Source organism: candidate division KSB1 bacterium (assembly GCA_034506335.1).
In the GTDB taxonomy this organism is placed as follows: Bacteria; Zhuqueibacterota; Zhuqueibacteria; order JANLFK01; family Oleimicrobiaceae; genus Oleimicrobium.
This window is the reverse complement of record JAPDPR010000002.1, coordinates 33,384-46,082: the sequence shown is the minus strand read 5'-3', so window position 1 is coordinate 46,082 and position 12,699 is coordinate 33,384. Positions and strand designations below refer to the sequence as shown.

Annotated in this window: 12 protein-coding genes; all 12 read left to right on the top strand. The window is 59.7% G+C overall.

Features of this window, described 5'->3' with window-relative positions; translation table 11 throughout:
* Nucleotides 1–21 precede the first annotated feature (21 nt).
* The 12 genes from pth (at nt 22) to ONB25_01305 (ending at nt 12,698) form a co-directional block, all read left to right on the top strand.
* Nucleotides 22–600, top strand: a complete 579-nt coding sequence (gene pth / locus ONB25_01360; GenBank protein MDZ7391537.1) for an aminoacyl-tRNA hydrolase — start codon at nt 22–24, stop codon at nt 598–600.
* 46 nt (nt 601–646) lie between these two features.
* Nucleotides 647–2,680 (top strand): sodium-translocating pyrophosphatase, encoded by a 2,034-nt coding sequence (locus tag ONB25_01355; GenBank protein ID MDZ7391536.1) that lies wholly within the window; start codon nt 647–649, stop codon nt 2,678–2,680.
* Nucleotides 2,681–2,726: 46 nt separating this feature from the next.
* Entirely contained in the window at nt 2,727–3,197 is a 471-nt protein-coding gene (gene rpsF / locus ONB25_01350) for a 30S ribosomal protein S6 (protein MDZ7391535.1), read from the top strand.
* A 115-nt stretch (nt 3,198–3,312) separates the two neighbouring features.
* On the top strand, nt 3,313–3,870 hold the full coding sequence (gene ssb, locus ONB25_01345; GenBank protein ID MDZ7391534.1) for a single-stranded DNA-binding protein: 558 nt from the start codon (nt 3,313–3,315) through the stop codon (nt 3,868–3,870).
* Nucleotides 3,871–3,916: 46 nt separating this feature from the next.
* On the top strand, nt 3,917–4,141 hold the full coding sequence (rpsR, locus tag ONB25_01340) for a 30S ribosomal protein S18 (protein MDZ7391533.1): 225 nt from the start codon (nt 3,917–3,919) through the stop codon (nt 4,139–4,141).
* Between the two features lie 18 nt (nt 4,142–4,159).
* On the top strand, nt 4,160–4,603 hold the full coding sequence (gene rplI, locus ONB25_01335) for a 50S ribosomal protein L9 (GenBank protein ID MDZ7391532.1): 444 nt from the start codon (nt 4,160–4,162) through the stop codon (nt 4,601–4,603).
* Between the two features lie 2 nt (nt 4,604–4,605).
* Nucleotides 4,606–5,349 carry a DUF3307 domain-containing protein gene (locus ONB25_01330; GenBank protein MDZ7391531.1) on the top strand — a complete coding sequence of 248 codons (744 nt, stop codon included), beginning with the start codon at nt 4,606–4,608 and terminating at the stop codon, nt 5,347–5,349.
* 514 nt (nt 5,350–5,863) lie between these two features.
* Nucleotides 5,864–6,799, top strand: a complete 936-nt coding sequence (locus tag ONB25_01325; GenBank protein MDZ7391530.1) for a CdaR family protein — start codon at nt 5,864–5,866, stop codon at nt 6,797–6,799.
* A gap of 41 nt (nt 6,800–6,840) precedes the next feature.
* Nucleotides 6,841–7,887, top strand: coding sequence for a tRNA (adenosine(37)-N6)-threonylcarbamoyltransferase complex transferase subunit TsaD (tsaD, locus tag ONB25_01320; GenBank protein MDZ7391529.1), 1,047 nt, complete (start codon nt 6,841–6,843; stop codon nt 7,885–7,887).
* Nucleotides 7,872–10,052 carry a hypothetical protein gene (locus ONB25_01315; GenBank protein MDZ7391528.1) on the top strand — a complete coding sequence of 727 codons (2,181 nt, stop codon included), beginning with the start codon at nt 7,872–7,874 and terminating at the stop codon, nt 10,050–10,052. The genes tsaD and ONB25_01315 overlap by 16 nt, the downstream gene beginning before the upstream one ends.
* A 206-nt stretch (nt 10,053–10,258) precedes the next feature.
* Nucleotides 10,259–11,278: a V-type proton ATPase subunit G gene (locus ONB25_01310; GenBank protein ID MDZ7391527.1), complete on the top strand. Its 1,020-nt coding sequence runs from the start codon at nt 10,259–10,261 to the stop codon at nt 11,276–11,278.
* 43 nt (nt 11,279–11,321) lie between these two features.
* Nucleotides 11,322–12,698 (top strand): tetratricopeptide repeat protein, encoded by a 1,377-nt coding sequence (locus ONB25_01305; GenBank protein MDZ7391526.1) that lies wholly within the window; start codon nt 11,322–11,324, stop codon nt 12,696–12,698.
* Nucleotide 12,699: the final 1 nt, after the last annotated feature.

The window sequence follows — 12,699 nt, the reverse complement described above, 5'->3', positions numbered from 1 at the left end:
TCCTGGGCTGCGTGGGAGAAGATGGGAGAGGTGGCGAAGGCCGTTATCGGGTTGGGCAACCCCGGCCGCACCTATGCCAGGACCCGCCACAATGTAGGCTTCCTGGTAGCAGATGCACTGGCCAAGCGGGTGGGCGCCAGGTTTTCGGTCAAGACCCGCCTCTACGTCTTGGCCCAGGCAGAGGTGGAAAGTGTGGGGTTGGTAGTGGCCAAGCCGCTCACCTACATGAACAACAGCGGTCAGGCGGTGGCTGCTTTGATGCGGCAGCACAGGCTCCCGCCTGAGGCACTCCTAATCGTCCACGACGACGTCAACCTCCCCTTTGGGCGACTGCGGCTCCGAGCCAAGGGAAGCGACGGTGGGCACAACGGGGTGGCTTCGGTCATCGCTCATACCGGTACCGAACATTTTGCGCGTCTGCGCGTAGGTCTCGGTGCCCATTTTCCGCCTGGACAGATGGTCGATTATGTGTTGTCCAAATTTAGCCGGGAGGAGTGGCAAGCACTGCAGGGTGTGATCGAACGCGCCGTCGAAGCGTGTCTAACCTTCGTCACCGCCTCGATCGCAGAGGCCATGAACCAGTTCAACCCAGAGTACTAGGGTTCACGGTGGTGCGGAGCAGAGCGAGCAAGGAGAGATCGAACCAGTGGACGCCTGGACGCTGACGTTGGTGCTTGTAGGGGCAACCGGGGGTATCGGCCTCGTGGCTGCATGGGTCTATGACCTGGCCGTGAGGCGACAGGATATGGGGCCGCAGCAGGTGGTGGAGATCGCCAGTGCCATAAGACATGGGGCCATGGCATTCTTGCGGCGGGAGCTCACGTGGCTCTCTTTTTTCGTCATCGGCGCGACCGTGCTGCTGGCCGTGTTCATCAAGCCTCTCACTGGGGGGGCATTCTTGGTAGGGGCGTTTTGTTCTGGGTTGGCAGGGTGGCTCAGCATGCGCGCGGCGACTCGGGCGAGCGCCCCTACGGCGCAAGCAGCCACCTACAGTATCGGGCGTGCCCTACGGGTGGCTTTCAATGGCGGAAGCGTCCTTGGGTTCACCATCGTCGGGTTGGGCGCCCTGGGCTTGGTGCTGACCCTGGCCGTTCTGCATTGGGCGTTGGGCGGTGATCTGCCTGGTGTCGTCAATACCGTGGCTGGGTTCAGTTTCGGCGCCAGCTCGGTGGCGCTGTTCGCACGCGTGGGGGGAGGCATTTACACAAAAGGGGCTGACGTGGGCGCCGACCTTGTGGGCAAGGTGGAAGAAAACATCCCGGAGGACGACCCGCGCAACCCGGCGGTGATCGCCGACAACGTGGGCGATAACGTGGGCGACATAGCTGGCATGGGCGCCGACCTCTTTGAATCGAACATCGCCTCCATCGTCGGCGCTATGACCATTGGCGTCAGCCTTTACGGCACCAAGGGCGCGACCCTGCCCCTTCTCTTTGCCGGAATGGGAATCCTTGCAAGCCTGATTGGCTCCCTTTTTGTCCGCTGGCGCGAGGGCAGGGATGACACGTTCCAGCAGCAGACCCACAAGGCCCGGATGGCTCTCAACACGGGCATGTGGGTAACGGTGGGGTTGGTGATAGTGGGTGGATACTTCCTGGTGCGGTGGCAGTTGGGCAACGTGGGTGTCTACTATGCGACTGTGGCCGGCATTGTGGGCGGCATGCTCATTGGGTTGAGCACCGAATATTACACCTCGGATCGAAATCGCCCGGTCAGAGGGATTGCGCGAGCGGCGGAAAGCGGCGCCGCGATGAACATCCTGGCGGGATTGGGGGTGGGAATGCTCAGCACTGCCATCCCTATTCTCATCGCCGCAGTGGCGATCTTTGTCGCGTATCGCTTCGGCGGGCTGTACGGGTTGGGAATGGTGGCCGTGGGATTGTTGGCAAGCTTGGGTGCCGTGTTGTCGGTGGATGGCTACGGTCCCGTCACGGATAATGCGGCCGGCTTGGCGCAGATGGCCAAGCTCGGTGAAGAGGCGCGCCGGCGCTCCGAAGCCCTGGACAGTGTGGGTAATACCACCGCCGCAATCAGCAAAGGATTCGCTATTGCTTCGGCGGCTTTTACAGCCTTTGCCCTCTTCTGGGCTTACGGTCAGGCCCTCAAGGCGCGGGGTGTTGAGTTGTCCATGAGCTTACAGGATCCGGAGACGCTCATCGGCCTGTTCATCGGCGGCATGCTCCCTGTGGTCTTCTGCGCGCTTGCTTTGGATGCAGTGGGCAAAGCTGGTTATGAGATGGTCAAGGAGGTGCGCCGCCAGTTCAGGGAAATCGTGGGCCTGCGCGAGGGGAAGGCCAAGCCTGACTACCGGCGATGTGTGGACATCAGTACTCGTCGCGCCCTCCAACAGATGGTACTGCCCGGGGCCTTGGCAGTGGGGGCACCACTGGCGGTGGGCTTAGTTTTCGGGCCAGAGGCGCTGGGAGGCCTCCTGGCCGGGGCGATCGTTACAGGGTTTCTCTTCGCTGTCCTGATGGCAAACGCGGGTGGCGCATGGGATAATGCAAAGAAGTACATCGAGGCCGGCGAGTTCGGTGGTAAAGGTTCACCCGCGCACAAGGCGTCCGTCGTAGGGGACACGGTTGGCGACCCCTTCAAGGATACGGCCGGCCCATCGCTCAACATCCTCATCAAACTGATGTCCATCATTGCTCTGGTGTGCGTGCCGCTTTTCGTGTGATGGCATATCTGGATACATTGCACTTAACGACAAGGAGGTACAGAGTTTGAGGCAGTACGAAACCACCTTTGTGATCGACTCGCAGCTCAAAGGCGGGGAGATCGACGAAATCATCAAGAAGTTCGAGCGGTTCATTTCCGTCAATGGCGGACAAATCCTGGAGGTGCAACGCTGGGGGAAGAGACGGCTGGCCTATGAGATCAAGAAGAGGCAGTACGGCTACTACGTGCACATTCGGTTTTCCGCAGGGAAGGGCTCGATTATCCGCGCGCTGGAGCGCGAGTACCAACTCAATGAGGCGATCTTGCGTTATTTGACCATCGCGCTGGACAAGCAGGCTCTCAAGGCTGAGGCGCTCAGAAAGGAGAAGATGGGTACCGCGCCAACAGCCGCTCCTATACCGCTGGAGGCGCCCGAAGGTGAGCTGATTGCTGAGGAGGTGAAAGGAGAAGAACTAGGGCCGGTGGCAGAGGGCGAGGATGTGCCCGAAGGCGATTTCCCCGAAGATGCCTCATAACGACCCTCTTCCCTGAAAAGCTGGCTGAAGTGAACGGAGTGGCCGGGGTCATAAAGGCGATACGTGCAGCCTTGTTCTTTGGAATGCTGCGTTTACCGCGAAGGAGTGATGATGTATGGTTGACTTGAAGATGCCAGACATCAATACTGTGATTATTGCCGGTCACCTGACGTGCGATCCTACCTTTCGCAAGACAACGAATGGTACTCCTGTGGCAAATTTCTACATCGCCTGCAACAGGAAGTTCAAAGACAACACTGGCCAGTGGCGGGACAACGTTTGCTACGTGGGGGTGGTCGCATGGTACAAACTGGCAGAAAGCTGTTATGAGACGCTGAAAAAGGGAAGTGCCGTGCTCATCGATGGCGAGCTCCAGAGCCGCAGCTGGCGAAGTGAAGACGGTACTACCCGCAACGTGGTAGAGATCAAAGCGCGGCGTATCCAATTTCTCAACCGCCGCGCAGGTGAAGAAGGGGCCGATTTCCCCGATACTGCGGACATTACCGAACCGGAGGAGAGAGTACTGGAAGTAGCTTACCCTTCGGGGCAAGCCTTGTCATCAGGCGGAGGGCGGCGCAGCCCGGGGGAGAACCAGCACCGGCGAGAACACCGCCAGGAGATTGACGTCGGCGAAACCGACTTTGACTTTGGGTATCGAGGCTTGAAATTGTGACCGATGGGCGCTCAGGCGCCCTGCGAACCTAACGAGGGAGTTGTGCATGCTGAAGCGAAAGAAACGGATCTGTCGTTTCTGCGAGGAAGGGATTGTCTATATCGACTACAAGGACGACAAGAGATTGTTGCGCTTCACGACTGACGAGGGGAAGATTATTCCGCGCCGAACCTCAGGAACGTGTGCGCGCCACCAGCGGCAGCTGGTCAAAGCAGTGAAACGGGCACGGCACTTGGCGCTCATCCCCTTTGTGGCAGAGATCACACGGTAGCAAATCGGTGGACACGATATGAAGGTGATATTGAAGCAAGACCACGAAAAGCTGGGTAAAGCAGGTGACGTGGTGGAGGTAAAGCCTGGCTATGCCCGAAACTACCTCTTGCCGCGCGGCATAGCTCTTGCAGCTACACCGAGTAACCTGAAGGCATATCATGAGCAGAAGAAGCTGGATGCCCAACGTCTCGAGCGAGCCAAGAAGGGCGCCCTGGCTTTGGCAGAAAAACTGAATGGGGTCTCGTGCACGGCCACCGTGGCTGTGGGTGAAGAGGATCGCGTCTTCGGCTCGGTAACCTCGCAGACTATTGCTGACCTTCTCAAGGAGAAGGGCTTTGATATCGACAAGAAGAAGATCCTCTTAGAAGAGCCCATTAAGGCACTCGGCATCTACGACGTCGCGATCAAACTGCATCCAGAGATTGAAGCGAAAGTCAAAGTGTGGGTGGTGAAGGCCTAAGCGTGCCAGTTCTGCAGCCGGAGATGATGCACCTTCTCTGGCTGATCGCGCTCGCCCATGTGGTTGGTGACTTCGTCTTGCAGACGGATCGTGTCTTCCGGCTCAAAGTCACGAGCGCGTGGGGCGTGCTTCTCCACGTGGGGATCTGTGGAATAACGATGGTGGCAGTGTTGCTGCCCTTTGTTCCCGATGCGCGGATATGGACAGTGATTGCGGGGGTGACGGCGTGGCACCTGCTGCTGGATTGGAGCAAGGGGGTCCTGCGGAAGAGGTGGGGCAAGGAGACGATCGGCTTATTCCTCGGGGACCAGGCCTTGCACATTGTCGGCATCATAGGGGCAGTGTTGGTCTGCTGCCGATTCGCTGGACCACCCACGCCAGCTGATTCGTTGCGTTGGCTGCTAATTCCGCTGCCCGCCGTCATCGTGACAACGGCGGTGCTGGTGGCTTCGTTTGCTGCGGCGCCGCTCATCTACTATTTGCAGCAGCTACCAGGTGGGCGGCGACGCGAGGACCCAGCGCCTTTTCCGGCTTACTTGGTGCGTGTGCCTGGATATGTGGAACGGGCGTTGGGTACCGTAGGGGCCTATGTGGGGGAATGGGGAATGATTGCGTTGGTGGCGATCGTAGGGCGTTGGGTCTGGCGCCGGGGGCTGCACGACAGCGCAGCCACGGTAGAGGCACTGGCGGGCATTGTTTTTTGCTTGGTGATGGGGGTAGGTGCTCGCCTGCTTGTTGGCAGGTAGCCCGACGGGCATAGTCACGCCCGCCATACATGCCTCCGTGGTGGCCAGGGGCTGAGGACTACTTTCCTTCACAGCCAGTCGCCGGATCTCCACTCTGGGGACTATCTTGGTGTACCGGCCATTGTGTCGTCGGGCGAGTTCTGGTAGGTGCCGTCGACGATGCAGCACATGGTGAGGTCCTCCGGGCGTCTGGGTGCAGGCGCCTGAGGGATGGGCGGTAATTACAAACGTGAGGAGAGGGATTGACCATGGAGAATGCATTTCCGGCGTGTCAAAAGTGCGGAAGAGGGGTTCTGCTGCCGCTGTCCGATTATGGACGGGAGGGGGCCTCGATCATGTACAAGGCCTGGATTTGCTCCAATCCCGAGTGCGGGTTTAACATCAGGATCGACAACGGCGAGATAAGTATTGGCAAAGCTCCGACCCTCTCTCAGAAATAGCATCTCCCTGATCGGCACCGCCCCGGACAACGACGGCCGGGAGCTGTCACGGAGAGTATGGAGCGGCTAGAACTGTGGTTGCACCGCGCGCACTGCTTAGGCGTTACAGGATTGCCGGCGTGGTGCTTGTCCTCGCCTTGGTGCTGTGGCTCTACGTCAAGACCGAGAACTACTACGACTGGGTCTTCGACGTGCCACTGCGGGTCGTGGGCATCACTCCTGGCCTCACCTTGGGCAACGACCCTCCCCTCAGCGTACGAGTGCGCGTCAGAGGTCAGGGGCGCGCCCTTATAGCTATCAGCATCAGCCGCGACTTTGCCGTGACGGTCAATGCCAATCTGGGGCGTGGTACCCACCGCATCCCCTTGGGGGTTACGGACGTGACAATGGCAGACTATGGGGGCAGAATCGAGGTGTTGGAGGTCCTCTCTCCTAAGGAGGCGCTCCTGGTATTAGAACCTCGCGTGGAGCGCACGATCCCGGTGCAGCCTAAGGTCACCGTGCAACCCCTGAACGGTTATGCCGTAGTCGGAGCTGTCCATGTGGAGCCCGAATCGGTAAGCGTGGCAGGGCCGGAGTCGCTGGTGCGCACGGTCGAGCGATGGGCTACAAAGAGCCGTCAGTTTGCTCGGGCGACGCGTGATGTGCGAGTGCGCGTGCCGCTGGAGGAGCCGGTGGACCAAAAGCTTACCGTGAACCGGCGCGAGGTACTAGTGGTGGCAGACGTGCAGAAGCTCATGGAGCGAGTGATGCACGATATTCCCGTACAAGCGCGCAACATTCCCCCTGGATACAGGGCCTTTGTCGTTCCCCCAAAGTTAACGCTGACCATCGAGGGCGGGGTCGATGTGGTGACGAAGGTGAGCGCCGAGCAGATCACGGCGTACGTGGAGTGGAGACTTCCTGCCTCGCCCGAGCAGGTTGATTTTCCCGCGGTGATCGAAACCCCAGAGGGAGTGAGCTGGCGGGATGTATCACCCCAACGGTTCAAAGTCGTGCTTGAGCGCTGAACCCACCGGCAGCCTCGCAGCTTCGAGCGTCTCCAAAACCTATGCGCATCTTAGGCATCGAAACGTCCTGCGACGATAGTGCCGCAGCAGTCGTGGATGACGACCGCATTCTGGCCAACGTCATCTCCTCGCAAGGCATTCATCGCGAGTATGGGGGTGTGGTCCCTGAGTATGCCTCGCGCGCCCACATGCGCCTGCTCCTTCCGGTTATCAGACACGCGCTTGACCTGGCCAACCTTCAGACACGCGACCTAGAGGCAATTGCGGTCACCTACGGGCCGGGGCTGGCCGGGTCTATCCTGGTGGGACTCAACGTGGCCAAGAGCATGGCCCTCGCCCTAAATATTCCCTGGGTCGGGGTGAATCACCTGGAGGGCCACATCTTTGCCAACTTTCTCGGCCAGGCAAAGCCGCCGGTGCCGTTTCTCTGTTTGATTGTATCCGGAGGCCACACTCAGCTGGTGATAGTGGAGGCGGAGGGACGGTACCGCACCATAGGGCGAACCATCGATGACGCCGCGGGAGAGGCTTTTGACAAGGTCGCTCGCGTATTGGGGTTAGGGTACCCTGGAGGGCCAGCACTTGCCCATCTGGCAGAATCTGGCAACCCGCATGCTATAGCCTTTCCCCGGCCAATGATGGAGGAAGGCAATCTTGACTTCAGTTTCAGCGGGATTAAGACGGCGGTGTTGTACTACGTGCAGGGCCTCGGGGAGGAGGAGGCGCGCCGGCAACTGCCAGACATAGCCGCGAGCTTCCAGGCAGCGGTAGTAGACGTCCTAGTAAGGAAGACAATGGCAGCGGCGGCGAAATGGCATATGCGCACTATCTGCTTGGCCGGTGGAGTTGCTGCGAACACCGCTCTTCGCGAGGCACTGGAAACGGAGGCGGAGAGCCAAGGGTGCCGGCTCTATGTGCCGCCGCAGGAGCTGTGTACAGATAATGCAGCGATGATCGCGCGCGCCGGGCTCTCCCGCATTGAGCGCGGCGAACGCGCGGCTGATGAACTCCGTCCCGAGCCTGCGCTCACTCTCGGCTTTGAAGAAGAAGCTACCCTATCGAGGCACAACCCATGCACCGCGCCCTAAGCCACGTGAACATTGAGCTGGCAGGGAACCTCTTGGTGCTGCTTTTGGCCATACTGCTCGCCACTGCGGGAGCGGTCTTTATCTATCGCCGGACCAACCCCGTTGTGTCGAACCTCGTGAGGAGGACGCTTCTTGTCTTGCGCGCCGCGTGCCTTGTGGCGGTGGTCCTGCTCGTGTTTCAGCCTGTGCTGACTTGTGTCATCTCATTAGAACAAAAGCCACTCTTGCCGGTGCTCGTCGACCAATCGGCGAGCATGGCCCTGGCAGACGATAGCGGGAGCCGGCCCGCCCAGGTCGCAGCGGTGTTGGGAGATGCACGGCTTCTATCACTCGCCAGGAAGGCACGGATGCCATTCTTTGGCTTTTCCACAGGCTTGGGGGGCGAATTTCGACCAGGGCAGGACACGCTGCGTTTCGAAGGCCTCGGTACAAACATTGAGGAGACGGTACAGGAGCTTATCGCGCAGTTGCGCGGGCAGCCACTCGCAGGGGTGGTCGTTGTGACCGACGGTGCAGCAAACATGGGTGAACCTCTGACCCGGGTGGGCGAAAAGAGCCCAGTGCCTCTGTTTCCCGTCGCCGTGGGTAGTAGCAAGCCCCAACAAGACTTGGTCCTCCGCTCCGCGATAGCCAACGATTTTGCCTATGTGGGCACCGAGGTACCGGTGGAAGTGCGGTTGGTGAACCATGGTTTTGCCATGGAAAAGGTCAATATAGAGTTGCGCAGAGGAGGGGCTATACTTGATGCCACGAGCGTGCAACTGGAGGCGCGGCAGCCCGAGACGCGGGTCACCCTTCGGTTCAAGCCGGAGGCTCCTGGGGTGGAGCGGTATGTGGTTTCGGCCTCGCATCTTGCCGGTGAGCTGACCTATGAGAACAACCAGGCCGAATTTGTCGTCAAGACGCTCCCAGGAAAAATCAAAGTGGTCCTCATAGCGGGCAGGCCCAGCCACGACGCAGCCTTTCTGGCCCGAGCTCTTGAGGCCGATGCCAGTGTAGAAGCCCAGGTCTACATCTGTCGGCGTGGCGACGGCTTCTACCGCGCTACCCCCGACGGCGTGGCCCATGCATTGCAACAAGCCGACTGCCTCTTCCTGCTTGATTTCCCGGTGGCCGGAACTGGGGCCACGGTAATGGAGGCGGTGAGTGAGGCCTTGAGTTCCCGGAACCTCCCTTTGTTTTGGGCAGGCGGCGAGGATCTCGAGTTCTCCCGGCTGAACCCATTGTGGGAGCATTTGCCTATGCGCCGGGCCCCGCAGGTGGGCCCCGTTGAGATGCGAAGCGTCTTCTTGCCCTCGGGTGTCGCGCACCCGCTGTTAGCAGTCGAGGAGAGCGCGCAGGCAGCCATTGCAGCGTGGCAAGAGCTTCCGCCGGTTCCCTCTCGCTACTATGAGGTGCCCCTCTGGCCCAACAGCATAGTGCTCGCGGTGGGCCAGCCCACCCCACGAGCCCGTGGCAAGGAGGTGCCCCTCATCGTCGCTCGAGAGACACCGGAGCACAGAGCGGTTGCCCTGTTTGCCTCCGGCTTCTGGCGGTGGCATCTGATGATGTGGGGCGTGAGGGGTGACGACTCCGTCTATCCCAAATTCGTCCAGAACCTTGTCCGGTGGCTTGCACTGCGCGAAGAGCACAGGCAGTTGCGCGTCAGGACGGACCGACAGCTGTACCGAAGCGGGGAACCAATTCTGTTCTCTGCGCAAGTGTACACGCCCGATTTCCGACCTCAAGAGGGAGCCAAAGTTCAAGTCCAGGTGACGGGCCCTGAGGCGACTCGCGCGCTTACACTAGAAGAGGTAGGTGCTGGCCGCTATGAATGCAAGCTCATCGCTGGTGTCGAGGGGGATTACCGGTTTACTGCCAATGCGGTCGTCCCGTTGGGTCAGGCTTTGGCTGATACTGGCCATTTTAGTGTCACCCGTTGGAGCGTCGAATTCCTCAACACAGCCTCCAACCTCGAAGAATTGCAGCAGATGGCCGAGCGTTCGGGAGGAGCGCTGTCTTTGTGGAATGACCTTTCGCCGCTCCTGAAAAGCTTGGCTCTGAATCCTGCTCGGGAGGAGAGGCGGGTACAATTTCGTTATTGGGCGAGTAGCACAATCCTCGGGCTTATCGTCATCCTGTTAGGCATGGAGTGGTTCTTGCGCCGCCGGAAGGGAATGGTGTGAGAGCACGGGCTCGAATGTCTGAACGCTGAACACAATGTTGACGGGCGCATGAGGTGTGGGCCGAAAAAGGGCTTGCAAATGCGGCAGGGCGGGTGTAAATTTAAAAATCGTGGTTCACCCGGTACGAGGCCACAATGGCGCAGCACTACCATTCTTGCGGGCCCTCGCAAAAGGGAAAGATGCATGGCAGCCGAAGGGATCTCTGCATGAAGAAGAGGTCAAAAGCGAACATACTTCTGGGGGTGAGTCTTGGCGCGGTGTTGATGGGCGTAGCCCCTTCGGCGTCTGCGCAGTCGACAATGCTTGGGGGCACTGGCCTGTTGCGCGTGCAGTCGGCAGAGGCGATTGTCCCAGGACAACTGAACGTCACCGCGCATGGTCTGAGCTTTGTCGAGGCGCGCGATAACGCCTCCATGCTCGTCAAAGACTTTACGCTCAATGCCAGTCTGACCTTCGCCCTGTCGGAGACGTTCGAACTCACGGCGGGTATGGCGCTCTACCAGGATGACGGCCAGCAGCTCACGCCGATGCCGGGCGACACCAGGCTGGGGCTAAAGGTGGTCCCGTTCAGGTGGAACAGCGTGCGGGTTGGGGTGTATCCTATGGTCGTGTTGCCCACGGCAGAGTATCACAACGTCCCCTTCGAGCCCTACTCATCGGGAAAGACGGCGGCAGCACTCATGGGAATTGCCACCTTTGACCTTTGGCGCACATTTCCTGTCGCTCCCCTGAAGGCACATGTGAACGTGGGATACCTCGATCACGACCTTACTGATCGCTTCTTTACCGCCCGGGTTGACCAAGTTCTCATGGGTGTGGGCATCAAGGTACCCGTACGCTCCTCGTACCTTTTCACCGAGTACACGGGCGAGATTTTCTTGAACAACTCCTCTGTAAGGTGGTACCAGAATTCACAACGCTTGACTCAGGGGCTCCGCTTCTTGGGCCCGTTTTCGCTGGTGTGTGATCTGGCGTTGGACGTAAGTCTGACGCGGCGGGCCGAGGTGGAGGACGAGTTCCATAAGCGGTACGCAGACTGGAAGGTCACAGTTGGGGTCTCACGCAGGTTCACCGTCTTCCGCCAGTTGGATAGAAAGGCACGCGAGGCCAGGCTCCGGCAGCTGGAGGCTCAACGGGAGGCCGAACGCCTGCGACAACGACGCGAGCAGGCTGCCCGCGAGATGGAGGCCATGAAAAAGGAATTGGAAAAGCCTGAGAAGCCTTAGCAAGCCGGGCCCGAAATGTCGGGCAAAGCCGAGAGGAGCCCTGGTGTCCAGAGGTGCATGGCACATAGCAGTGGCGGTCTATGTGGTGATAGCCGCCTGGAATTCGGCGCCGGTGGAGGCGCAGCAGCCGGCTGCAGACCGGGAGATGGAGCGGATTGCGGAGCGGCTTTTGAGCGAGGCCAAAGACCGCATCAAGTCGGGATCACATTGGCAGGCTGCACGGGACCTTGCGCTCGTTTTGGATTACTACCCGGAGTATAAGAGAATAGATGAGGTGCTTCTCCTATTGGGTGGCTGCCTTTACGAGATGGAGCTTTACAATGCCGCTGCCGCCACTTACACCTATTTGGTCAAGAACTATTTCGGAAGTCCTCTCCTGGCGAAGGGGCTCTTGGGCTTGCAAAAGACGGCCTACAAACAGGGGAAATACCAGGAAAGTCTCCATCTGTACGAGGCCATCCTCCAGGCACCGCGACCGGTGGACGTGGACGATGAGGCTCGCTATTACGCAGGCCAGAGCTACTATAACATAAAAGACTATGCCAGCGCGCTGGAGGCCCTGCTCAACCTGGACCCTCGCAGCGACTATTACGGCTACGGCCTGTACACGGTGGGGCTCTCGCTGCTCAAGATGAAGCGTGTCACCAAATCGGTGGCCGTTTTTCGCAAATTGGTCTCGTTGCCGATAGTATCTGAGGAGCGGCGCGCAATCGTGGACGAGGGGCGCCTGACACTGGGTTATCTCTACTACGAGCTCGGCTACTACAAGGAGGCCCGGGGGTACTTTGCGGCCGTCTCACCCGAGCACCGTCGCTACCCGGAGGCACTGCTGGCGCGGGGTTGGGCCTCGGTGAAGATGGGCGACTATGAGGGGGCCGTGCGACCATTGGTAACCCTCGTGTCCCGCCACCCCCAGGACCCGAAGACCGAAGAGGCATTATTTTTGCTGGGGCGTTGTTACCTGCAACTAGGCCTGTTTGATGACGCAGTAAAAGTCTATGATAAGATCATTGAACTGTTTCCCGAAGAGGACAACCTGTCCACTTTAGTGCAACAATTGACCGACTTGCTGGGTGCCCAGGAGAAGGAGGTCGAGCGCCTGCGCGAGGACCTGCTGCTGTTGGAGGCGAGTCTTTTGGACGCAATGCACGTGGGTGGCGGGCCCAGGCTGCCACCATACCTCAAGGAAGAGAAGGCGCGGCTCGATGAGACGCGACGCGCGCTGTTGGAGAGTATAGTGGAGGAGCACCGGCGGTTCCTGGAAATGCATGCCACCATCGCGGCGTTGCGTGAGAACCTGAGTCTAAAGATGGAACGCAAAAGTTGGCGTGCCTACGCCGAATATGGAAAGTCGCGGGCTTTGTTCCTCAAAGGTACGGCGGGAGGAGCTCAAGGACGACCTGGTGGGCCGGAGCATTAGG